The sequence below is a fragment of the Flavobacterium sp. PMTSA4 genome (assembly GCF_032098525.1).
GTDB lineage: Bacteria > Bacteroidota > Bacteroidia > Flavobacteriales > Flavobacteriaceae > Flavobacterium > Flavobacterium capsici.
In genome coordinates, this window is sequence record NZ_CP134890.1 from 415190 (window position 1) to 441191 (window position 26002).

Genomic DNA, 26002 nt, shown 5'->3' on the forward strand with positions numbered 1-26002 from the left:
ACACCACGAATGACATTTAAAGACGATATAAAAGCAAGAATACAAACTGACTTTGGAGAAAATGCAGACAAGGCAACAACAATGTTGTTTGACGCAATCAACAAAGTTGACTATCTGAAAACAGACAGAGTTATTCGTTGTATCGTGTTTTTGGCAAATGGCAATTTGACAGACTTGAGCAAATACATTGAAACTGCAACTTTTGACACAAGAGATGTTATGCTTTGGGCTGAATATGAAAAATTAAGTGGTGACTTAAACTACAAAAGAAAGCGAGACTTTAATAAGACATTTGACGAATGTATAAACGATGTGAAAGAATAAGAATATGCAAATTGACTCTAAACTTAAATTGCTATTTGTTTGTACAGTAAACAGAATGAGAAGTGCAACAGCTCATAAAATTTACGAAGGTGACGACCGTTTTGAAGTTAAGTCGGCAGGAACAGACAAGTCAGCAAACACAGTTCTAACTGACGAAATATTAAATTGGGCAGACAGTATTGTCGTTATGGAAAAGCACCATAGAAATCATATAAGAAAACATTTCCCTGAAATCTATAAAAACAAGAGAATAGTTTGTTTGTACATTCCTGACGACTACGACTATATGCAGACTGAATTAATTGGAATACTAAAAGACAAAGTCGAAGATGTATACAGCAGAAAACTCATTTAAAGAAGAAAAACAACGACCCGCTAACAGCCGTTTTGCAAAAGCGTGGGTTTCGTGCTTCTATGAAAGTGAAGTGCTAAATTCAAGCTTTGTGCATCTAATGATGTTTAGTGCTAAAAATCCCCGCCTTCGCAAAGCGGCGAAACGTTGAGACGCAATCCGTTTTTGAAAAGTAGCTACGCTTGCCAAAGGCAAACTCTCGCTCCTTTTCCGTATTGCGTCTCAACGCGATGGTCGCTTAACCAAATTTTAACGTCTGCGGACTACGTCTAACTGGACGTTTGACAAAATTTGGCTCCTCTAAAAAAGATTACCGATATTTAAAATAAATTTTAAATCTCTCACTTTTTTTTCGGAACTTCGTCAAGCGACCATCCCGTTATGGCCTATTTTAAACACGAATCTGCTTAAATAGAAATGATGAAAATCAATTTAAATCGAAGTTTAATTTTTTCATGGACAATTGTATTTACATTGTTGACTAACTTCATTTCATTTGCTCAGCCAAAAATAAAATTTGATTTACTGGAGTATACAATGAATCCAGTAAAGAGAGGAGAAAAAGTAGAATTAAAAATTCCATTTAAAAACATTGGTAATGAACCTCTATTTATAGAAGCCTTAAAAGCGTCTGTTCCAACACTTATCAAACCTCAAAATTTAATATATCCAAACGAGACCGACTCAATAACTGTAAAAATTCCAACTCATTTTATTGGAAAATCAACACACAATATTATAGTTGAAACCAATTCAATAGATTCTATAACAATTTTAAAGGTAAATTTAGAAGTCATAGATAATCTTTCTAAAGAAAGATTAGTCAGTGGAATTGTTAAAGATAGTATTGGAATTATTCCAGGCGTAAACGTATTAATCGAAGGAACTAATAAGTCAGTTCAAACAGATTTTGATGGTAAATATTCCATAAAGGCAACTCCTGATGAATTTATTATATTCAGTTTTACAGGTTTCAAAGATACAAGAGTGAAGGCAAATGAACTTGAAATCAATGTAATACTAAAAGGAGGCATTCAACTCAAAGAAGTCAATGGTCCCGCTTATTTTCCGCAGAGTAAAAGCAGACCTCAAACAACAACAATATCTGTAAAAGAGCTAACAACTAGTTCTAATCCAAAGCAGCATTTTAAGAGTAATGCTAAAAAAAATGTATTTATTGTTTATGTGTCGAATTTATCATCATTGACGCAAACAGATTTTGAATTTCAGAAAAATTATAACATAACGTATTTACCGTATAATACGGCATATTCAAATTATTTTAAGAAATATAATCTGTTTACATTTAAATCCTTGAACAAAAAATATAAAACTATATGGCAATCAGAAATCAGAAAAGACGCTATTGGATTAGATAACTTCATAAAAAAATAAAAACAGCCACTAACAGCGGTTTCGCGCAATAGCTGGTAAGCATTGCGCCGGAATCCTAACGGATTGCTTCGCCAGTCGCATCGCTCGTGTCCTGAAACCTTGTCTTCCGCTTACTATTTTTTCTTAAATTGCCGCCACTTCTTAAAGCCGGCGGAACGTTAGCAGTAAGCTTAAAAAACGAAAACTTTAGAATTACAATAAATTAAAAAACAATCATTTTCTATCAAAAAAATATGAAACCAAAAATCTTTTGTCTAATCGGATTGTTCTTTTTTGTCGTGAGTTATATTATGTTTTCGCAAGGTTCAAAATTAGCTTATTTTCAAAAACCTATAGATTTTGCACATTGGTTCAACTTAATTGGCGCAGTATTTCTCATTTCATTTAATAAAGTATTTCCAAAAAACAATCTTAATACTGTAGCTTCTTTTTTGACAACTTTGGGTGTGATTGCCCACATAGGCCTTTGTACTATTGATTTTATAATGTGGAGTTTTGGAGATGATGATATTGCTAAAGCACAATTAAGTGAACATATAAGCAATACTCCATCTATTTTGTTGCCGTTTATTATTATTGGTCCATCATTACTCTTTATAGGATTAGCAGTACACGCATCAAATTTTATCAAAACCAATCCTATAAGTTCATTAATGGTTATTATTGGAGCTCCAGCAGTCGGCTTTTCGTTTTTTATATTGAAAAATGGAATGTTTATGGTACTAAGTTGTTTACTTTTTGCTCTGGGATTGGTTTTACTACTTTATCGTGAGGAAAAACAAAAAATATTAACTCAATAAAAACCTACTGCTAACAGCAGTTTCACTTAATAGCTCATTTAGTCTTTTTAAGAAATTACTATAAAACGTTAGCTATAATGTATTACGCAAACTTAATATGAATAAAATCTCCTTTTTGATTACTCTATTGATACTAATAGGTTGCAATAAAAAAGAAATAATTAGCGAATAAACCACCAAACCAAAAACTAAAACCACAAAATGATTGACACAATAGCACGATATACAATAGTACTTTTTGGTTTGTTTTTTATTGGAGTTGGATTTTTAATGCTTTTCAAACCAAAAAAAGCAAGAGCCATACTAAGAAAAGCAGGAAGCACAAACTTCATCAACTACGCCGAAATCACAATCCGAATGATACCGGCAGTAGCACTCATTTTATCGGCTACCAATTCTAAATTCCCCGAAGCTTTTAAAATAGCAGGTTGGTTCATGCTCTGCACTTCATTGGTGCTTTATTTTGTACCACGCCAGCACCATCATAATTTTTCCAATAAAGCTGCCGACATTCTTAAACCCAGATATTTCCAATTAATTTCCCCATTTTCATTCCTCTTTGGCATAATCATCATTTATGCTGTACAACAAGTGAAATAAAAGGAGCTTGTAAAAATAAAATTATCAGAAACTCAATAACGAGTAAGGAAATCAGGCTTTCTAAAAACAAGTAAAAAATCGAAGATTATCATACTGAATGTAAAGTGTAACACTATGATGAATTTTGTGACATACCACTAGCCACTTTGTATTTGAGTTACACTATTACAAATCAGTAAGATGTTTGATATACTTTTCAATAATTCGTTATCGTTAAAATTATGAGGAAGAGTAATACCAAAGGCTTTGTGCTTTAAACCATTACAATTAATACCACTTATAATTGATTAGATTTATTTCTCCTATAGTTGAAATATTAGGTTTGACAGGTAAATTTATTCATAATGCTACTTTTAAAAAATACCTAGTATTGGGTATTTTTTGTTAAAAGGAATGTGTTTTTGGTATATATTTACAATTATAATTATACAATTATGGAGTTGAAATTTTATGATGAAATGCAAAAAATATGGGGTATGGCAGCTCAGAATGGAGTTTTGCAAGAGGATGTTTTTGAACTTAACCTGCACAAAAAGCTTCTGGATATTTTTCACGTCGGCAATTTCTATTATTTCTTTTTTGACCTCACCAACCTACAATTTAAATATCTAAGTCCCGAAATTAAAAACGTATTAGGTTACGAAGCAGAGGACATGAACCTTGACTTTTTTATGTCTATAATTCATCCTGATGACCAGGCTACTTTTTTAAACTATGAAAATGCTAACCTAAAGTTTTTTAGAAACTTACCCGCAGATAAGATATTGAAATACAAAATCAGTAGTGATTATAGGGTTATCAACAGTCAAGGCGAGCCAATAAGAATCTTGCAACAGATTGTTCCAGTGCAATATGATGATAATAAAAACATATTATTAACACTTGCAGTACATACTGATATTTCTCATTTAAAGAAAAACAATAAATCCATCCTTTCCTACATCGGTCTGGAAGGTGAACCATCTTATATTGATGTAGATGTAGAAGAAGTTTTTAAGACTTCTAAAGAAATTTTCACCAAGCGAGAAAAAGAAATCGTTGGCTATCTAATCAATGGATTACAAAGTGAAGCAATTGCACAAAAGCTCTTCATAAGTAAATTAACGGTTGATACACATAGGAAAAATATATTAGCCAAAACAAATACCAAATCAACCATTGAACTTGTCGTTAAAGTTATATCTGAAGGATTATTATAAAAATCTGAGGCAACCATCTTTATAAATTGGCATCTATCTGATAACAAACAACAATAACATGAAAATTGATAAAGTAATAGTAGCAATCATTTTAGCGATCCTTTTTATCACTAGTTGTGATAAGGATAATCAATCAAATCAATCAGATGAAATAGAAGGAATTTGGAAAGTAACAAATATCAGTGGTGGTTTTGCAGGAATAGACGATGACTATGCATCGGGCGTAATTACATGGAAGTTCAATGGTCAAACGCTTACCGTAATCAATAACGAGTCACAAGGTGCAATTTACAGCGGTTTTGAAACAGGAACCTATCAATATACCTCAACGGAAATAAACGGAGTTAAATATATTAATATTAACAGTCAGGAGTTTGGTGGTTATACGATTACAAATAATAATTTGACGATAAATCAAAATGAAACTTCAACAGGTTCAGGCGCTGACGGATTTATACTGAATTTCAGCAGACAATAACTACAGTTTCTCCTTCAAATACGCTCCAGTAATCGATTTTTTGTTCTTTACAATCTCTTCAGGAGTTCCAACTGCTAGCAGTTGTCCTCCATTTTCGCCACCTTCAGGACCAAGGTCAATAATCCAGTCAGCACACTTAATTAAATCCAGATTGTGCTCAATAACAATAATTGAATGACCTTTATCAATCAAGGCATCAAACGAAGCCAATAGTTTCTTGATGTCATGAAAATGCAATCCAGTGGTTGGTTCGTCAAAAATGAACAAAGCTTTTTCTTTGGTCGTTCCTTTTACTAAAAAGGAAGCCAATTTGATACGCTGTGCTTCACCACCAGAAAGAGTAGAAGAGGATTGCCCTAATTGCACATAGCCCAATCCAACATCTTGCAAAGGTTGTAGTTTTTGGATAATCTTCACCTGATTATGCGTTTTGAAAAAACTAATTGCATCATCAACCGTCATCGTCAGCACATCATCAATGTTTTTATTTTCAAAAGTAACTTCCAGTACTTCCTTCTTAAAGCGTTTTCCGCCACAAGTTTCACACGGCAATTCAACATCGGCCATAAAAACCATTTCTACATTGATGCTTCCGTCACCTTTACAGGTTTCACAGCGTCCGCCATCAACATTAAACGAGAAATGCTTAGCCTGATATCCGCGAATTTTAGATAACTTTTGTTTCGAAAACAAATCTCTAATATCGTCATAGGCTTTAATATACGTCACAGGATTAGAACGTGAACTTCTTCCAATAGGATTTTGGTCAATGTATTCAATATTCCTTATATGCGAAAAGCTACCTTTCAATTCCGTAAACTGACCAGCTTTATCACCAATGCTGTTTATTTTTTTCTGCATCGCCGGATAAAGAATCTTTTTCACCAAAGTACTTTTTCCGCTTCCCGAAACTCCAGTTATAACCGTCAAACATTCTAAAGGAAAAGTCACATCAATGTTTTGCAAATTGTTTTCTCTGGCACCAATAACTTGTATGTTGTTTTTAGAAACTCTGCGTTTTTTTGGAACCGAAATTTCAAGTGTTCCGTTTAGATATTGCGCAGTCAAAGATTCCGATTTTAAGATTTCATCAAAGGTTCCTTCAGCCACAAGATTACCTCCATAAGTTCCTGCTTCAGGACCAATATCAATGATTCTGTCAGCAGCTTTCATGATGTCTTCATCATGTTCAACCACGATAACAGTATTCCCAAGATTACGAAGATTTTTTAGTACTTGAATCAATCGTTCAGTATCTTTTGGATGCAACCCAATACTCGGTTCATCAAGGATATACATCGAGCCAACTAAACTACTACCTAAAGAGGTTGCTAAATTAATACGTTGCGATTCACCACCAGAAAGTGTAGCCGAATTTCGGTTCAATGTCAAATAATCCAAACCTACATCACTCAAAAAATTCAATCGATTATTGATTTCCAACAAAAGGCGTTTTGCTACTTTATAATCATATTCAGAAAGCTCTAATTCTTTAAAAAATGGAATTAGTTTTTTAATGGAAACATCAACCAACTCGGTTATGGTTTTCCCACCTACTTTTATAAAGTCAGTCTCTTTTCGTAATCGTTTACCGTTGCAGGTTTTACATTTCGTTTTACCGCGATAGCGCGAAAGCATAACACGATTTTGAATCTTATAATTCTTTTCTTCAAGTTCCTGAAAGAATTCATTTAATCCAGTGAAATAACTATTTCCTCTCCAAATTAAATCTTTTTGTTCATCAGTTAGTTGAAAATAGGGTTTGTGTATAGGGAAGTCAAATTTATAGGCATTATTCACCAATTGATCACGATACCAACCCATACTTTCGCCACGCCAGGGATAAATAGCATTCTCAAAAACAGATAAAGCAGTATTAGGAACAACTAAATCTTCATCAATCCCAATAATGTTTCCATAACCTTCACAAGTAGGACAAGCACCATAAGGATTATTAAAGCTAAATAAATGAATATTTGGTTCAAGAAACGTAATGCCATCCAATTCAAAATTCGAACTGAATTCAAAGCGTTCGTTAGTTTCTAAATTTTGTAAAAAGCAAACGCCTTTACCTTCAAAAAAAGCTACATCAACTGCATCTGCCAGTCGGTTATAAAAAGCTTCATCATCTTTAGTAATGATTCTGTCAATAATCAATACAACCTCTTTCTTTTTAGTCGCTTCTGCATCAAACTCATCCAAGCGAACCATTTCATTATCTACCAAAACACGAGCAAAACCTTGTTGAAGCAATACTTTTAATTTATCCTCAAGACTTCTTCCTTTTTCCAAATGAATAGGAGCAAGGAGCAACCATTTGCTGTCTAATGGAAACTTTTTCACGGCATTGATAACATCAGAAACCGTTTCTTTTTTTACTTCTTTACCCGAAACCGGAGAAATAGTTTTTCCAACTCGTGCAAAAAGCAATTTTAAATAATCATAGATTTCAGTAGAGGTACCAACGGTTGAACGAGCATTTGTGGTATTTACTTTTTGTTCAATAGCTATGGCAGGTGCTATTCCTTTAATGTATTCTACTTTAGGTTTATCCAATCTACCCAAGAATTGACGTGCATAACTTGACAAACTTTCAACATAGCGTCGTTGTCCTTCAGCATAAAGTGTATCAAAAGCCAAACTCGATTTCCCTGAACCTGACAATCCAGTAATTACCACCAATTCATTTCTTGGGATAACTACATCAATTTTTTTTAGATTATGTATTTCAGCACCTTTAATTAAGATGTTTTTTTTAGGTTCAAGTGTAGCAATTTCAGTACTTTTCATAGCAAAAAAGGAATAATTGCAAATGTATGAATTTCTAAAGTGAATTTAAGTACACTATAAAAACTGTTTCTATTTATTTGTCGTTTGAAAACGAAACGATATTTTTACAATGATTTACTACTTAACAGCCATGAATAAAATATCATTTTACTTTTTTACTCTATTTTTCTTAGCCTTTTCATCATTTAGTCAAGACCTACCTCCAATTGTAAAGTTTAAATCAAATGTCTATGGTGCAGGCAATCAAAACTGGATGGTTTCAGAAGATGAAAATCAGTTTGTTTATTTTGCAAACAATGAAGGTTTATTAGAATACAACGGTTCAAATTGGAAATTATACCCTTCACCAAACGAAACTATAATTCGCTCTGTAAAAGTTATTGGTTCTAGGATTTATACAGGTTGTTATATGGAGTTTGGTTACTGGGAAAGAAACTCTGAAGGATTGTTGCAATATGTTTCATTGAGTAGTAAAATAAAAGACAAGCTAATAGAGGATGAACATTTTTGGAATATTTTAGAAGCAGATAATTGGATACTTTTTCAATCATTTAACAGAATTTACGTTTATGATTTAAAGAAAAAAACATTTCAGTTCATAGACAATCACCCATATATCTTCAGAATTTATAAAATTGATAATTCAATTTATTTTCAAGCTGTTGGCGAAGGTTTGTATGAAGTTGTCAATGGGCAAAGTTTACTTGTAAATGACGACGAAAGAATTAAAACTAATCGAATTGTAGAAATTTTCGAAAATCAAGACGGATTATTGTTGCAAACAGAGCGAGCTGGAATTTTTCAATTAAAAGAAGGTAAACTTCAACCATATCATTTTGTTTCCGAGGATGAATTGAGACCTAATTCTATTTTTTGTGCTAAAAAACTATCCAATGGTGGCTTTGCGCTCGGAACTATCTCAAACGGAGTTTACATTTTAGACAAAGCAGGCAAAACAGAGTATCACATTAAGCAAAACTCAGGTTTAAGTAATAATACAATACTTTCATTAGAAGAAGATTCGGCTAACAATTTGTGGCTTGGTTTAGACAACGGAATTGATTGCATCAATATTCAGTCACCAGCAAAAAGCTATTTGGATGATGAAGGTTACTTAGGAACCGTTTATGCTTCAATAAAATTCAAGGATAACATATACTTAGGAACCAATCAGGGGTTGTTTTATAAAGAGGTAAACTCGAAAGGTAAATTTCAGTTAGTAAATGGTACTAAAGGTCAGGTTTGGGCATTGTTTGAGCATGATAACACTTTGTTTTGCGGACATGATTTAGGAACATTTATAATAGAAGGCACATCACCGCAATTGATTTTTAAAGGTACAGGAACTTGGAAATTCAATAATTATCCAGGCAATTCCAATATAATTTTACAAGGAAACTACAATGGGTTATCGGTTTTAGAAAAAAACAATAGCGAATGGAAATTCAGAAATAAAATAGAAGCATTCGATATATCTTCCCGTTATTTTGAAATTGAAGACAAGACTAAAAAAATCTATATTGGTCATGAATATAAAGGAATTATAGAAGTTGATTTAAATGAAAGCTTAAGAAAGGCAAACTCATTTAAAATAGTAGAAAATCCAAAAAAAGGAAAGCATATTAGTTTGGCAAAATATAATGGGACAATATTTTTTGCAGGAAAACAAGGGATTTTTAAATTAAATCCAACCAAAGACATTTTTGTTAAGGATAAAAATTTAAGTGCTGTTTTTGATAACGACGAATATATATCTGGAAAAATAAATGTAGATAAATCTAATAAAATGTGGGTTTTCACAAGGAATTACATTTATTACTTTACATCAGGAAATTTCAATAGCGAACTTAAGAAACATAAAATATCAATTCCTTTTGCTATAACCAATCCAATGATTGGGTATGAAAATATTACACAAATATCAAATAACGAATATTTAGTCGGAAAAACAGATGGTTATTTTATAATTAATCTGAATAATTTTAAGGTACAGACACATAAAGTATACCTCACATCTGTTAGTGTCAATAGTTTAGAAAATCCAGTTAAAAGCTTGAAAATTAGTGAAGAATCAGAATTAAATTATGATGAAAACAATTTGACTTTTGATTTTACAGTACCTCAGTACAATCGCTTTATAGATGTTGAATATCAATACATCCTCGAAGGGTTTCAGAATAAATGGAGCGAATGGAGCGGAAAATCAACAGTTAATTTCAAAAACTTACCACCAGGAACGTATAAGTTTATGGTAAAAGCAAAAATCGCTAATGATATTCAGGATAATATAATTGTATATAATTTTACAATCAACAAACCATGGTATCTTACCAATCTTGCTGTGATTATTTATTTATTCCTTTTCATCATTTGTGCCTATTATATTAATAAGTCTTATCAAAACTATTACCAAAAGCAGAAAGAAAAACTGATTGAAGAAAATAATTTATTGTTAGAGATATCAGCTTTAGAAAACGAACAGCAATTAATGAAATTGCGAAATGAACAGCTAACTCAAGATATGGATGCTAAAAACAGAGAATTGGCAGTTTCAACAATGAGTTTGATTAAAAAGAATGAGTTGCTGGAAATTATCAAGGAAGATTTAAAGAAATCAGCTGAAGTGAGTTCAAACAGAAGTTTAAAAACTGTTATATCAACAATAAACAGAAACATTTCTAATGATGATTCTTGGAATAAATTTAAAGAAGCATTTGATAATGCTGATAAAGACTTCTTAAAGAAGATTAAAAACGCACATCCAAGTTTAACACCTAGCGATTTGAAATTATGTGCCTATTTACGTATGAATTTATCTTCAAAAGAGATTGCTCCAATGTTGAACATTTCGATACGAAGTGTTGAAATAAAACGCTATCGTTTGCGAAAAAAACTAAATTTAACGCATGATGACGGCTTGGTAAATTATATTTTGAGCATCTAACTATACGAAATAGTACTTTTTACCTCAACATTACCTTAACAACAACCTTTTCGTGCAGTTTTTTTAAAACTTTTTTTGATTTCTTATTCTGTTAAATGCACTATAACACATAGATTTTTTTCATATTCTCATTTTTTTACACTAAAAATTTCAATATGTATATTTTTTGTTGTGGTTTATTATCATGTTGATATTTTCATTTTGAATAATTTAACACCACGTTAACAAGTTGTACAAATAAGTTAAAAAACTAACCAAAAATTTAAATTAACCAAAGCTTATGAAAGTAAAGCAAATTTTTGAAAAATTCAGGGATAATGTTTTCCTATTTTCACTACTATTCTTTATGTCTGTAACTGGTCTTGCTCAAAAACAAGTCAGCGGAACAGTCAGCTCAGGTGGAATGCCTCTACCAGGAGCAAACGTTGTGGCAAAAGGCTATCAGGTCAGCACAACAACCGATATTGACGGTAAATTCAATTTTAGTGTGCCCAACGAGGCTACAGCATTAGTTGTGTCATTTATTGGATACAATACTCAAGAGGTTACAATTACTTCGGGGGAAATGAATATTTCCTTATCAGAAGCAGAAAATAAACTTGAGGAAGTTGTTGTCAATGTTGGTTATGGTACACAAAAGAAAAGCGTAGTAACTGCTGCCATTTCTAAAGTTACAGCAAAAGATTTAGAAAAAGTACCTAACAGTAGAGTTGAACAAGCTCTCCAAGGAAGAACTGCTGGTGTTACAATCGCAATGAATGCAGGTCAACCTGGTTCTGGTTCTACTGTCCGTGTTAGAGGTATTACAACATTGAATGATAACAATCCTTTATGGGTTGTTGACGGAATAGTTGTTGATAGTGGAGCTTTAGGAGCAATTAATCAAGCAGACATTGAGTCTATTGAGGTTTTAAAAGATGCTTCAGCGGCCATTTATGGAACAAGAGCTGCTGCGGGTGTTATTTTGATTACTACCAAAAAAGGTAAAGAAGGTAAACTCTCAATAACATACAATGGTTTTGTGGGTACTTCTTCGCCGGAGCGTTTTGTTAAGCTTCTTAATGCTACTCAGTATGGAGCTATAATGAATGAAAGATATATTAATGGTAATGGAGCAGGAAATATTCCTTATCCCGATTTAGGTTCATTGGGTAAAGGAACCGATTGGCAAAAAGAAATTTTCAATACTAGTGCTCGAAGATTCTCTCATGAGTTAAGTTTAAGTGGTGGAAATGACAAGTCTAACTACTATTTGTCTTTTGGTAATCAATATCAGGAAGGTATTGTTTTGCCTGAAATTTCAAATTGGGATAAAAAGAATATTAGATTAAATTCAAATCACAAAGTAAAAGATTGGTTAACTGTTGGTCAAACAATTGGATATACCTACCAAAAAACAATGGGTATAGGTAATACCAACAGTGAATACGGCGGACCATTGAGTTCAGCTTTAGCTTTAGATCCTATAACTCCTGTTGTTGTTACTGATCCTGTAATTGCAAACGCAGCACCATATAATAATGAATTTTCGGTAAAAGATAGTAACGGAAATCCATATGGAATTTCTGGAACTGTTGGTCAAGAAATGACAAATCCAATTGCATATGCAAAAACAAGAATGGGACAATATAGTTGGTCACACGATTTCATAGGAAATGTTTTTGCTGAAATAAAACCTGCTAAAGGATTTAAATTCAGATCAGTTTTAGCTGGAAAATTAGCGTTTTGGGGTGGAGAAGGATTTACACCTTTGTATTATCTTAGTGCAACAGTAAATAATGTGACTGGAAAAAACAATATTTCAAGAATTGAAAATAAAGCTTTAAACTGGAATGTTGAAAATACTTTAACCTATGAAAAATCAATAAACAATCATAGTTTTTCAGTTTTATTAGGTCAAGGAGCTTATAAAAACAATCAGTTTTATACAGTAACTAGTGCAACTCATTACAATCTTTCAACTAATAACTGGCAAGATGCTTCTTTTAACGATGCCACTGTAACGAGTGATAATAAAATTGGTTATGCCTATGATGTAGCAGCGAACACATTAACATCTTTATTCGGAAGGGTAACCTATGATTACAAAGAAAAATACCTTTTTTCTGGTTTAATAAGAAGAGATGGTTCTTCTAAATTTGGAAAAAACAATAAGTACGGAAACTTCCCTTCTGTATCTTTCGGATGGGTGCCTTCTAAAGAAGATTTTTGGAAAGCAAATGATATTGTAAACAACCTTAAATTTAGAGCAAGTTGGGGTGTTATTGGTAATGATAGAATTGGAGATTTTGGTTTCTTGGCTCTTATAGATGGAGGAAGAAATTATACTTTTGGAAATACTGGAGTAGTAACTTCTGGTTCAAGTCCTGGAAGAATTTCAAACCCTGATTTGAAATGGGAAGAAACAGTTCAAACAAACTTTGGATTTGATACAAGACTATTAAATGACTTCAATTTTAGTTTTGATTGGTATTCCAAAAAAACTTCTGGAATTCTCCAAGAAGATAGATCTATTCCTGGTTATGTAGGTGCTGATGGTTATCCATTAGCAAATATAGCTGATATGAAAAACACTGGTTTAGAGTTTGAACTAGGCTACGGAAAAAGATTTGATAATGGGTTTAATTTATCAGCTAAAGCAAATTTTGCAACAGTAAAAAATGAAGTAACAGGATTAGGAAAAAGTATAGATTTCTATGATGGACCTGGTTTCCAGTCTATGAATGCAGTTTCTAGAATTGAAGTAGGACATAGTTATGGTGAATTTTATGGTTTTCAGACAGCAGGTATTTTCCAAAATCAAGCTGAAATCAACTCTTATGTTAATTCTAGTGGAGGATTAATTCAACCAAATGCTGTTCCGGGTGATTTTAGATGGACAGATGGTAATGGAGATGGACAAATTACTGACGATGATAAAGTTTATTTAGGTTCTCCTTTACCAAAATTCACATTTGGGTTTACATTGAATATGGATTATAAAAATTTCGATTTAATGATTTTTGCTCAGGGTGCTGGTGGTAACAAAATATTCCAAGGTTTACGCAGATTAGACATAGCTACGGCTAACTATCAAACAGATGTTCTTACCAGATGGACAGGTGAAGGAACATCAAACACTTATCCTCGTGTAACTACAGACGACACTAACGGTAACTTTAGTAAAATGTCAAATTTTTATCTAGAAGATGGTGATTACTTACGTTTCAAAGTGGTTCAATTCGGTTATTCGTTGCCAAGTTCAATTGTCAATAAAACTGGATTTCAAAAAGTGAGACTTTATGTTTCTGGAGAAAATTTATTTACGTTAACTAAATATACTGGTTTTGATCCTGAAATTGGAGGAGACGTAATGGGTATTGATAGAGGTTATTATCCACAAGCTCGTTCATTGATGTTTGGAGCAAATATTCAATTCTAATATAAAAATTATGAAAAAAGAAGTAAAAATATTTTTGTATGCTGCTATTGTAATATTTATTACATCGTGTAGTAGCGATTTTATGGATGTCAAACCAGAAGGAATGACAACTGAAGATAATTATTATAAAGATGAGGCTCAGGCAAAAGCAGCCTTGACCTCTGTTTATGATTTATTGAGAAAAAACTCGGGCGGTTTTGAAAACATGATAACTATGTTCAATGCAGCATCAGACGATCATGTTGCTGGTGGTGGAGGTGAAAGTGATGGAGCAGGTATTCAGTCATTTTCAAATTATACTATAAATCCTTATACAATACCTGTAAGCTTTTGGAGCGACTATTACAAAGGAATTTACAGAGCTAATGTATTATTATCCAAGCTTCCGGGTGTACCAATGGATGAGAACGTTAAAGTAAGATTTACTGCAGAAGCAAAAACGTTAAGAGCCTATTATTATTTCAATCTTGTTAGAATGTTTAAAAACGTTCCTCTAATAACTCAACCTCTATCGGCTTCAGAATTCTATAATGTGCCTCAAGCATTACCAGAAGATGTATATGCTCAGATAGAACAGGATTTATTAGAATCAATTGATAATTTGCCTACCACTGTTACTATCGAAACTGATGGAGGAAGATTAACAAGAGGAGCTGCAAAAGCTATCTTGGGTAAAGTTTATCTTTATGAAGGTAAAAATACTTTAGCAGCGGAGCAATTTTTAGATGTAAATGGAACTCCTGGACAAACAAGTCAATATGGTTACCATTTATTGAGCAGTTTTGCTGATTTATGGAGTTTTACCAATAAGTTCAACACAGAGTCTATTCTTGAAGTATCTCATTCTGCTCAAGGTTCATATTGGGGTATTTGGGGAAGTAGCTCAGATGAAGGCAATACCGTAAACGTTATGGTTGGACCAAGAAGTTATAACAAGCTTGATAATCAAGCACCAGAACTTCCATCTGGATGGAGTTTCAATGTATTTACTCAAAACTTCTATGATTTCATGCAAGGTGATCCTAGATTTAATGCAACAGTGTTTGATCTAAAAACACTTAATCAAGATGGTCATGCTAGTTATATAGCAGGTTATCAGGATACAGGTTATTTCTTGAACAAATTTTTACCTAAACAAGCTGACGTTTACGATGGAAGTTTAGGTGGAGATGCAGTTTTAAACTATGCTCAAAATACTTATGCCATTAGATTAGCAGATACTTATCTTATGGAAGCTGAAGCATTAGGCGGTACTGGAGGCAGAGCACAAGCTTTGTTAGACGCAGTAAGAGCAAGAGTTGGACTTTCATCTGTGCCAGTATCTATGAGTGCTATCAAAGACGAAAGAAGAAGAGAGTTAGCTGGTGAAGGACATAGATGGTTTGATTTAGTTCGTTGGGGTGATGCACCTGCTAAGTTAGGAAACAGAGGTTTTGTTGCTGGTAAAAACGAAATTTTACCAATTCCTATTGCTGAAACTAATAACACCTTAATTCAACAAAATCCAATTTATTAATAAGTAAGAATTATGAAAAAAATATTTTTTAATATAACACTTTTTACAGCCATATTGCTTTTTGCAGGATGTTCAAAGGATGGTATAGATGATGATGTATCCTCGTTAAATTCTGTTACCTCAGGAAATTATGATAGAATTTTTGACGTCAGTAATGATAACTCAGGACTAGTAAAAATTACTCCAATAGCTGAAGGAGTTTCTAGATCAGTAGTCACTTTAGGTCATGGTACAGATGGTCCAACTAACGTTTTTCCAGGTGGAAGTGTTTCTCATAACTATCCCGAAGGTAGCTATACTGTTTCTATTCAGTCTTTTGATATTGGTGGTAATAGTGTAACAAATGATTATCCATTACAGATAACGTATAGAGCTCCAGAGAATGTTGCGATAAACGAAAGTGTTGCTGGATATGAGGTAACTGTTGCCGCAACTGCAGATTATGCTAATGGTTTTTTAGTTTACTATGGAGATGTGGTAAATGAAACACCAACTTCTCAAGCAGTAGGGCAAAGTCTTCCGCCACATACTTATGCAGCTGGTAGTTACACAATAACCGTTGTGGCACTTAGCGGAGGTGCAGCTACAACAACAGAAACTAAAACAATTACCATCTATAATCCATATAGTTTACCTATAACTTATGAAGATTCTCATCAGAACTATGGAATTGGTGGAACTTTTGGAGGAGTTAATGTTGCCAAAGTAGCTAATCCTTATTCAGGAGGCATTAACACTAGCGCTAATGTTTGGCAATATACCAAACCAGGTGGAGCGGCTTCTTGGAGTGGAACTTGGACACCATTGGCTCCGCCAGATGGAACTCCAATTAACATCAATAATGGCTCAAAAATTAAAGTTATGGTTTACGCTTCAGAAGCAGGAAAAGAACTCAATGTTGAACTTGAACAAGGCTCTAATGGAGTTGCGAACCAAGTATTAAAAGTACCGGTTACTATTGCTAATCAGTGGCAGGAACTAGAATTTAATTTTGGAGCATTAGGTATTCCAGCAGGAACAACTTTTAGACAGTTAGTTTTTAGATACAATGATGTTGCTGATGGAACTGGTGAAGTTATTTATATAGACAATGTAGTACAATCAAATTAAAATACTATGAAACAAAGAATTAAAATATTATCGATTGTAGTAATCATGATTCCCGTGCTATTCATAGCTTGTCAGGATGAAGATTATAATTTAGGAGATTTAACAACACCAACAAATTTAGTAATAAGTACAGAAGTTGTTGGTCAAAGTTCATCAAACCCATTTGGGGATGGTTCAGGAAATGTAAACATTAATGCTAATGCTAGCGATGCATTATCATACAAAATTGGTTACAAGGACATTACAGATTTAGCTAGTCCAACGGAGTTTGTAAATATGCCTCAAGGAAGTGCTACAAAAAAATTCACTTCACTTGGAGAACATACTTATAGAATTACAGTTATAGCTTATGGACGTGGAGGAACTTCAACAGTAGCATCAGAAGATATAACAGTCTTTAGTAGCTTTAATGCAGATCCTCAAATTGTAACAAGTTTAACTAGTGATGCTTCTAAATCTTGGGTTGTTGATAAAAGCGTACCAGGACATTTTGGTGTTGGACCTTGGAGTGAGGGAAGTTATGTTCCTGAATGGTGGTCAGCAGCAATTAATGAAAAAGTTGCTTGTTGTAATTGTTTTTATACAGCTACATACACATTTGTTAAAAACTCTTCAAATAGTTTTACTTTGAATGTAGCTACTCCTGATGGAGCATTTACTAAAACGGGTACATTAGCATCTATTCCTGGAATACCATCATCAGGAGATGAAGGATGTTATAATTATGGCGGCGGATCATCTTCATTTAATTTTGTTCCTTCAAGCATGAACCCTTCCAATTCAGAGGTAGTGACAACACATACAAGTATTCTTTTATCGGGTACAACAACTTTTATTGGATACGGAGCTTTACAAAAAGAATTTGAAATTCTTGAAATAAACGATAATTACATGTATTTGAGAGCACAAGGTACTGAAACTGGAAATGCTTGGTACCTTAAATTAATACCAGCCAATTAATTTTTTTATGACACACTGGATTTTATTAATCCAGTGTGTTTTTTAACGTTTTAAAATTCTATGAAAAAAGTAAAGCTAATTTTAGTAATCGTTTTTTGTGTTCTTATACCTTTAATAAGTTGTAGTAGTGATTCAGGGGATAATTCTTCTAATAATAAACCTTCAAACTTAGTTGTAAACACAGAGATTGTAGGATTAACTGCTTCATTGCCAAATGGAGATGGAAGTGGTGTTGTGAATTTCATAATATCTGCCGATAATGCAACATCTTACAAATTATTGATTGGTACAGAAACAATCACATCAACATCCGGAATAGTTAGTCATACTTTTAATCAGTCTGGAACAAATACTTATACTATCTATGTTTCAGCCTATAATGGGAATGAGTTTATTTCAACAACAGTTAACTTAACTGTTTATGTAACGCCAAGTCTAGTTTGGTCTGATGAGTTTAATGTTAATGGTTCACCAGACAATACTAAATGGAGTTATGAAACAGGAACTGGTTCAGGTGGATGGGGAAATAATGAGTTGCAGTATTATACCAATCGTCCCGAAAATGTTAAAGTAGAAAATGGATTATTGAAAATTACAGCTATTAAAGAAAATTATAGTGGAAGCGCATACACCTCAGGACGTATTGTCACAAAAGATAAATATTCTGTTAAATACGGAAGAATTGATATCAGAGCAAAGCTTCCTATTGGAGGTGGAACATGGCCTGCGCTTTGGATGCTAGGAAATAATATTTCTTCTGCAGGTTGGCCTGCTTGTGGAGAAATTGATATAATGGAACATGTTGGAAACGATTTGAATAGAATTCATGGAACGCTACATTATCCTGGTCATTCAGGAGGTAATGCAGATAGCTCAAGTATCTTGATTTCAAATGTTTCATCAGAGTTTCATGTTTATTCTATCGATTGGAATGCTTCATTTATAAAATTTTATGTTGACAACCAGTTGTTTTATACGTTTAACAACGGTGGTAATTTACCTTTCAACCAACCTTTCTTTTTCATTTTAAATTGTGCAATGGGAGGAAATTTTGGTGGTTCAGTTGATCCAAACTTCGTGAGTTCAACTCTTGAAGTGGATTATGTTAGAGTCTATAATTAATGTTTGTTTAGGTTAGTAAGTCATTCTTCAGCTTCCGTTAAGTCGGAAGCTGATAAATGAGTTTTTTTAAAATTAAAAATGAAAAAGAAAATCAATAGAAAATGGAAGCATCTAGCTTCATTATTAATAATATTTATAGGATGTTCATCATCACCAGACAGTGGCGAAGGAGGAAACACAAATCCTATAACAAATGATGTTACTTTTTGGTTGACAAAAGGCAATGAAACCGTAAAGTTAGAAAAACAAAATACGGTTTTAGGTTTTACAACTAATACAAATTCCTATCCAAATATTGAGGTTAACCAAAATCAAACTTTTCAAACTATTGATGGATTTGGATATACACTAACAGGAGGAAGTGCTGAAGTAATAAATCAGTTAGCAGCCTCAAAAAAACAAGAATTATTGCAGGACCTTTTTGGAAATTCAATTAATTCTATTTCTGTCAGTTATTTAAGAATAGGCATTGGAGCAACCGATTTGAATAGCTCAGTGTTTAGTTATGATGATATGCCTGCTGGTCAAACAGATGTTGGGTTAACAAATTTTAGTCTTTCTCAAGACAGCCAGTTAATTAATCTTCTAAAAGAAATTATATTAATCAATCCAAACATAAAAATTATGGCTACTCCATGGTCAGCACCAGTTTGGATGAAAGATAATGGTAGTTCAGTTGGAGGAAGCTTACAGCAACAATATTATGGAGTTTATGCGCAATATTTTGTTAGATATATTCAAGCAATGCAACAAGAAGGTATATCTATTAGTGCAATTACACCACAAAATGAGCCTCTTCATGGAGGTAACAATCCAAGTATGCTTATGACTGCATTACAACAAGCAGATTTTATTAAAAATCATCTAGGTCCAGCTTTTCAAACTAATGGAATTACAACAAAAATTATAGTTTATGACCATAATTGTGACAGACCTGATTATCCAATAACAGTTATGTCTGATAGTAATGCTAATCAATACATTGATGGTGCTGCATTTCATTTATACGGTGGAGATATTTCAGCTTTAAGCAATGTTCATAATGCATTTCCAAACAAGAATCTTTATTTCACAGAGCAATATACTGCTGCTAATGGTTCATTTGAAGGCGATTTAAAATGGCATTTGAAAAATGTGATTATTGGTTCTATGCGCAACTGGAGTAAAAATGCTCTTGAATGGAATTTAGCAAATAATACATCATTCGGACCACATACACAAGGTGGATGTGATAGCTGTAAAGGAGCAATTACTATTAATGGAAATTTTAGTTACACTAAAAACGTTAGTTATTATATAATTGCACATGCTTCAAAATTTGTTCCTCAAGGTTCAATTAGAATAGGTTCGAGTCAAATATCAAATGTTTCAAATGTAGTTTTTAAAACTCCCGATGGTAAGTATGTTATGATTGCTGTAAATGATAGCACTTCCGCACAAGTATTTAATGTAAAGTTTAATGGTAAATGGGTTCTGGTTTCATTAGATTCTGGTTCCGCAGGAACATTTATCTGGTAAATTATATCCCATGAAAAAAATAAATCTAATAACGCTATTAATAACAACAATCGTTTTTTCTCAGCAAAAAAAGATAAACCAACCATCTTTTTCAACAAAAGGAAAAACAATAACTGTTTATACAACAACTGGTGATAGTGATATAAAATTGACAAAAACAGATGAGTTAAGTTTTAAAGAATTAAACCAGCCATTAGAAACTCAGACATGTGTTTTTGTTAATCCAAATAAAAAATTTCAAACCTTTATCGGTATTGGAGGAGCTATTACTGATGCCAGCGCAGAGGTTTACGCAAAATTATCAGATGAAGCTCAAAAAGAATTTTTGCAAGCCTATTTTTCGAAACAAAACGGAATTGGCTACTCATTGATTCGCACTAATATGAATAGCTGTGATTTTGGTTCTGATTCTTATACCTATATTGAAGAAGGAGATAAAGAGTTAAAAACTTTTAATATAGAACATGATAGAAGGTTCAAATTGCCTTTAATTAAAAAAGCTTTAAACCTTATCGGAAAAGATGCTACTTTTTACTTTAGTCCTTGGTCGCCTCCAGCATTTATGAAATCTAATAATTCAATGCTCAAAGGAGGAAAGCTACTAACAGAGTACAAACAATCTTGGGCAAATTATTATGTTAAATATATTCAAGAATTGCAAAAAGAAGGAATCCCTGTTTGGGGTTTAACGATTCAAAATGAACCTATGGCAGTTCAAACATGGGAATCATGCATCTACACTGCAGAAGATGAAAGAGATTTTTTGAAAAAGTATCTTGGACCAACATTAAAAAAAGCTGGTTTTGGTGATAAAAAAATAACTGTTTGGGATCACAATCGTGATTTAATGGTTCAACGTGCTTCAACAATATTAGACGATCCTGAAGCTTCAAAGTATGTTTGGGGATTAGGTTTTCATTGGTATGAAACTTGGAGTGGTGGAGCACAAATGTTTGACAATGTTGCAAAAGTAAAAGAAATGTATCCATCAGTAAATTTAATGTTTACTGAAGGTTGTGTCGAAAAGTTTAATGCAGAACGATACAATTTTTGGGGTAACGCTGAACGCTATGGGAAATCAATGATAAATGACTTCAATAACGGAACTGTTGCTTGGACTGATTGGAACATTCTGTTAGATGAAAATGGCGGTCCAAATCATGTTAAGAATTTTTGTTTTGCTCCAGTTCATGCAGATCTTAAATCGGGTAAATTAATTTTTACACCTTCTTTTTATGTAATTGGTCATTTTTCAAAATTTATTGAGAAAGGAGCAAAAAGAATTGCTACTTCCGCAAGTAGAAGTCAAATAATAAGCACTTCTTTTTTAAATCCAGATGGTAAAATGGTTACAGTTGTTTTGAATCAAAGCGATGAAAAAGTTCTCTATAACATTTGTATAGGAAACACAGCAGCCGAAGTTACTATTCAACCTAAATCTATTCAGACACTGATCTATTAAAATATGTTTTCAAGTTGTTTTCATTATTTAAATTCGAAGTTGAATTGGTTGCTGTTAATAATCTTAACAGCAACTACAACTTCATTTTCTCAAGGGTTTCTTCATCAAGAGCAACAAAAAATTGTGAATGGAAATGGAGATAATATTATACTTCGTGGACTTGGTTTAGGCGGTTGGATGGTTCAGGAAGGATACATGTTGAAAACCGATGGTTTTGCTGGACCTCAAACTAAGATTAGAGAAAAAATTGTCAATCTCATTGGTGAAGAAAAAACAAAAAAATTCTATGAAAAATACCTTGAAAATGGTATAACCAAACAGGATATTGATTCACTCGCTAAATGGGGTTTTAATTCCGTTAGGCTTCCAATGCATTATAATTTATATACTTTACCTGTAGAACAAGAAACAGTCAAAGGAGAAAACACTTGGCTTGAAAAAGGTTTTACAATGACTGATAATTTATTGAAATGGTGCACTGAAAATAAAATCTATTTAATTCTTGATTTGCATGCAGCACCTGGCGGACAAGGTAAAGACGCTAATATTTCTGATTATGATGATACCAAACCATCTTTATGGGAAAGCGAACAAAACAGAAATAAAATGATTGCTTTTTGGAAAAAAATTGCCGAGCGATATAAAGATAATCAATGGATTGGTGGATATGACATCATAAATGAACCCAATTGGAATTTCACGGGTACAAATAAAAATGGTTGTGACGAAAAACTCAATAAGCCACTAAGAGAACTTCAAATTGAAATTACTAAAGCCATTCGAGAAGTAGACAATAATCATTTGATAATAATTGAAGGAAATTGTTGGGGAAATAATTACGACGGAATCTTTCCTCTTTGGGATAACAACATAGCACTTAGTTTTCATAAGTATTGGAACTATAATGACACTGCTTCAATTCAAAAAATGCTTGACTATAGAAAAGAATATAATGTTCCAATATGGCTTGGAGAAAGTGGCGAAAATTCAAATGTATGGTTTACTCAGGCAATTGAATTAATGGAAAAGAATAATATTGGATGGGCATTTTGGCCAATGAAGAAGATTGATAATATCGCAGGTATAACATCAGTTTCTATAACTGAAGATTATAAAAAAATACTCGATTATTGGGAAACAGGTAAAAAAGGACCAGATTCTGATTTTGCATTTAAAACATTAATGAAAATCGCTGAAAATTATAAAATGAATAATCTGACTATAAGACGTGATGTTCTTGATGCAATGTTTAGACAAGTTTATTCAGATAAAACGAAACCCTTCGTCAGTATGACAGCACCCGGAATAATTCAAGCTGTAAATTATGATTTAGGCAAATTAGGATTTGCCTATTATGATACAGATTCGGCAAATTTATGGGTTTCAACAAATGAACATTCCAAATGGAACTCTGGAAACACATATAGAAACGATGCAGTTGATATAAGTTTAAAGAATAATAATTATGCAGTAACTGACATCAAAAAGAATGAATGGTTACAATATACTTTTAATGTTAAGGCAAGTGGCGAATTTAAGATTTATATTAATTATTCAAACACCTCAGAATCTTGTAAAGTACATTTAGAAGATTCAAAAGGAGTTAAATTATCTAAAACTATTGCCTTGCAATCAACCAATCAAAAGAATGTAATAAACTCAATAGATATTGCTTCTTTAAAATTTACAAGTGGCTTAAATACTATTAGGGTTGTATTTGAAGAAGGTAATCTAGATTTTTATTCATTAACTATTAAATAATTTTCAGTTCAAATGAAAAATATTAAAATTTCAATTATAGTGTCAGTTTTTATTGGGTTAAATGTTTTTTCGCAACAACAAAAAACAATTGATGAAAGGGTTGATGATTTATTAAAAAAAATGACCTTAGAAGAAAAAATAGGCCAACTTAACCAATATACTAATGATGCCAATCTTACAGGTCCATTAGTTATTAAACCAAATAAACAAGAAGAAATAAAAAAAGGATTGTTAGGTTCGATGCTTAATGTTATGGGAGTAGAAAGAACTCGAAAATACCAAGAGTTAGCATTGCAATCAAGATTAAAAATTCCATTATTATTTGGTTTAGATGTAATTCATGGATATAAAACTACATTTCCAATTCCATTGGCTGAAGCGGCAAGTTGGGATTTAGAAGCTATTGAAAAATCAGCCAGAGTAGCAGCTGAAGAAGCATCTGCATCAGGAATTCATTGGACTTTTGCTCCAATGGTTGATATTTCTAGAGATCCAAGATGGGGAAGAGTTATGGAAGGAGCAGGTGAGGATACTTATCTTGGTTCAAAAATTGCTATTGCACGAGTAAAAGGATTTCAAGGAAATAAACTTGGCGAACTTAATTCGGTAATGGCTTGTGCTAAACATTTTGCTGCCTATGGAGCTGCAGTTGGAGGTCGCGATTATAACTCAGTTGATATGAGCGACAGAATGCTTTGGGAAACTTATCTTCCTCCTTTTAAAGCAGCGGTAGATGCTGGTGCTGCAACGTTTATGAATTCTTTTAATGATTTAAATGGTATTCCTGCTACTGGTAATAAGTATCTACAAAGAGATATTCTAAAAGGAAAATGGAATTTTAATGGATTTGTAGTTTCAGATTGGGGTTCAATTGGCGAAATGATAGATCATGGTTTTGCAAAAGATTCAAAAGATGCTGCTTTAAAAGCTATTATTGCAGGAAGCGATATGGATATGGAAAGCAATGCCTATAGAAATAATTTAAAACAATTAGTTGAAGAAAAAAAGGTGTCAGTTGAGCTAATTGACGATGCTGTTCGAAGAATACTTCGTAAAAAATTTGAATTAGGTCTTTTCGAAAACCCATTTCGTTATAGTGATTCTGAAAGACAGAAAAAGCAATTGAATAATCCTGAACATACAAAAGCAGCTAGAGAAGTTGCATCTAAAAGTATTGTTTTACTAAAAAACGAAAATGGAATTTTACCACTTTCTAAAAACGTAAAGACTATTGGTTTTATTGGTCCAATGGTTAAACTGAAAAGAGCAAATCATGGTTTTTGGGCAGTAGAATTAAAAGAAATAGATTCATCCTATATTGTTTCTCAATGGGAAGGAATGTTAAATAAAATAGGCAGAAATACTAAACTGCTTTATGCAAAAGGCTGCGGAATACTGGATAATGATAAATCGGGTTTTAAAGAAGCTTTAGAGATAGCAAACCAATCTGATGTTGTAGTTGTTAGTATCGGTGAAAGACATGATATGAGTGGAGAAGCAAAAAGCAGAAGTTCAATTAATATTCCAGGCGTTCAAGAAGATTTGATTAAAGAACTTCAAAAAACAGGTAAACCAATTGTAGTGTTAATAAATGCCGGTCGACCATTAGTATTCAATTGGATTGCAGATAATATGCCTACAATAGTTTATACATGGTGGTTAGGTTCCGAAGCTGGAAATGCAATTGCTGATGTTATTTTCGGGGATTATAATCCATCAGGAAAGTTGCCAATGACTTTTCCAAGAACCGAAGGACAAATTCCTATTTATTATAATCATTACAACACCGGAAGACCTATAAAGAATGATAATGATATTGTTTATAAATCAGGTTATATTGATATAACTAATTCTCCTAAATTTCCTTTTGGCTACGGACTTAGTTATACAAACTTTGATTATAGTAATTTAAAATTGTCAAAAACAAAAATAACGAATAAGGAATCGATTCAAGTAACAATGGATATTAAAAATTCAGGTAAATTTGATGGTGAAGAAGTAGTTCAGTTATATATTAGAGACAGATTTGGTTCAGTAGTTAGACCAGTTAAAGAATTAAAAGATTTTCAAAAAATAAATTTGAAAGCGGGTGAAACCAAAACCTTAACTTTCATCATTGATAATCAAAAGCTTTCTTTTTACAACGAAAAGTTGGAATTTGGTTCTGAATCGGGAGAGTTTGATTTAATGATTGGTTCATCATCTGATGATATAAGATTAAAAGACACATTTGAATTAATAGATTAATTT

At 32.7% G+C, this 26002-nt stretch carries 18 protein-coding genes; 17 read left to right on the forward strand and 1 reads right to left on the reverse strand.

Annotated elements, in window-relative coordinates; genetic code table 11:
- Positions 1-9 precede the first annotated feature (9 nt).
- The 7 genes from RN605_RS01875 to RN605_RS01905 all read left to right on the forward strand — a co-directional run bounded on the left by RN605_RS01875 (position 10) and on the right by RN605_RS01905 (position 5148).
- The gene (locus RN605_RS01875) at positions 10-324 is read left to right on the forward strand and encodes a hypothetical protein (RefSeq protein ID WP_313321715.1); all 315 of its coding nucleotides are present in this window, start codon (positions 10-12) and stop codon (positions 322-324) included.
- Positions 325-379: 55 nt separating this feature from the next.
- Positions 380-679 (forward strand): protein tyrosine phosphatase, encoded by a 300-nt coding sequence (locus RN605_RS01880; protein ID WP_313321716.1) that lies wholly within the window; start codon positions 380-382, stop codon positions 677-679.
- A gap of 414 nt (positions 680-1093) precedes the next feature.
- Positions 1094-2071 carry an FEKKY domain-containing protein gene (locus RN605_RS01885; RefSeq protein ID WP_313321717.1) on the forward strand — a complete coding sequence of 326 codons (978 nt, stop codon included), beginning with the start codon at positions 1094-1096 and terminating at the stop codon, positions 2069-2071.
- Between the two features lie 233 nt (positions 2072-2304).
- Complete coding sequence (locus RN605_RS01890; protein ID WP_313321718.1) at positions 2305-2871, forward strand: hypothetical protein; 567 nt, start codon at positions 2305-2307, stop codon at positions 2869-2871.
- 201 nt (positions 2872-3072) lie between these two features.
- On the forward strand, positions 3073-3471 hold the full coding sequence (locus RN605_RS01895) for a hypothetical protein (RefSeq protein WP_313321719.1): 399 nt from the start codon (positions 3073-3075) through the stop codon (positions 3469-3471).
- 476 nt (positions 3472-3947) lie between these two features.
- Positions 3948-4670: a LuxR C-terminal-related transcriptional regulator gene (locus tag RN605_RS01900; protein WP_313321720.1), complete on the forward strand. Its 723-nt coding sequence runs from the start codon at positions 3948-3950 to the stop codon at positions 4668-4670.
- A gap of 58 nt (positions 4671-4728) precedes the next feature.
- Entirely contained in the window at positions 4729-5148 is a 420-nt protein-coding gene (locus RN605_RS01905) for a hypothetical protein (protein WP_313321721.1), read from the forward strand.
- Here RN605_RS01905 and uvrA read toward each other — a convergent pair whose 3' ends face one another.
- Positions 5149-7938, reverse strand: coding sequence for an excinuclease ABC subunit UvrA (uvrA, locus tag RN605_RS01910; RefSeq protein ID WP_313321722.1), 2790 nt, complete (start codon positions 7936-7938; stop codon positions 5149-5151).
- A gap of 109 nt (positions 7939-8047) precedes the next feature.
- Here uvrA and RN605_RS01915 point away from each other — a divergent pair, with 109 nt between their 5' ends.
- The 10 genes from RN605_RS01915 to bglX all read left to right on the forward strand — a co-directional run bounded on the left by RN605_RS01915 (position 8048) and on the right by bglX (position 25999).
- A complete protein-coding gene (locus RN605_RS01915) occupies positions 8048-10882 on the forward strand; it encodes a helix-turn-helix and ligand-binding sensor domain-containing protein (protein WP_313321723.1) in 2835 nt (944 codons plus the stop codon).
- Positions 10883-11162: 280 nt separating this feature from the next.
- On the forward strand, positions 11163-14303 hold the full coding sequence (locus RN605_RS01920; protein WP_313321724.1) for a SusC/RagA family TonB-linked outer membrane protein: 3141 nt from the start codon (positions 11163-11165) through the stop codon (positions 14301-14303).
- Between the two features lie 10 nt (positions 14304-14313).
- On the forward strand, positions 14314-15819 hold the full coding sequence (locus tag RN605_RS01925) for a RagB/SusD family nutrient uptake outer membrane protein (protein WP_313321725.1): 1506 nt from the start codon (positions 14314-14316) through the stop codon (positions 15817-15819).
- Positions 15820-15831: 12 nt separating this feature from the next.
- On the forward strand, positions 15832-16929 hold the full coding sequence (locus RN605_RS01930; protein ID WP_313321726.1) for a hypothetical protein: 1098 nt from the start codon (positions 15832-15834) through the stop codon (positions 16927-16929).
- 6 nt (positions 16930-16935) lie between these two features.
- Positions 16936-17889 (forward strand): hypothetical protein, encoded by a 954-nt coding sequence (locus RN605_RS01935; protein WP_313321727.1) that lies wholly within the window; start codon positions 16936-16938, stop codon positions 17887-17889.
- A gap of 60 nt (positions 17890-17949) precedes the next feature.
- Positions 17950-19011 (forward strand): glycoside hydrolase family 16 protein, encoded by a 1062-nt coding sequence (locus tag RN605_RS01940; RefSeq protein ID WP_313321728.1) that lies wholly within the window; start codon positions 17950-17952, stop codon positions 19009-19011.
- Between the two features lie 78 nt (positions 19012-19089).
- Positions 19090-20529 carry a glycoside hydrolase family 30 protein gene (locus RN605_RS01945; protein WP_313321729.1) on the forward strand — a complete coding sequence of 480 codons (1440 nt, stop codon included), beginning with the start codon at positions 19090-19092 and terminating at the stop codon, positions 20527-20529.
- A 10-nt stretch (positions 20530-20539) separates the two neighbouring features.
- Positions 20540-21991: a glycoside hydrolase family 30 protein gene (locus RN605_RS01950; protein ID WP_313321730.1), complete on the forward strand. Its 1452-nt coding sequence runs from the start codon at positions 20540-20542 to the stop codon at positions 21989-21991.
- Between the two features lie 3 nt (positions 21992-21994).
- Positions 21995-23752 (forward strand): cellulase family glycosylhydrolase, encoded by a 1758-nt coding sequence (locus RN605_RS01955; RefSeq protein WP_313321731.1) that lies wholly within the window; start codon positions 21995-21997, stop codon positions 23750-23752.
- A 12-nt stretch (positions 23753-23764) separates the two neighbouring features.
- Positions 23765-25999 (forward strand): beta-glucosidase BglX, encoded by a 2235-nt coding sequence (bglX, locus tag RN605_RS01960; protein ID WP_313321732.1) that lies wholly within the window; start codon positions 23765-23767, stop codon positions 25997-25999.
- Positions 26000-26002 lie beyond the last annotated feature (3 nt).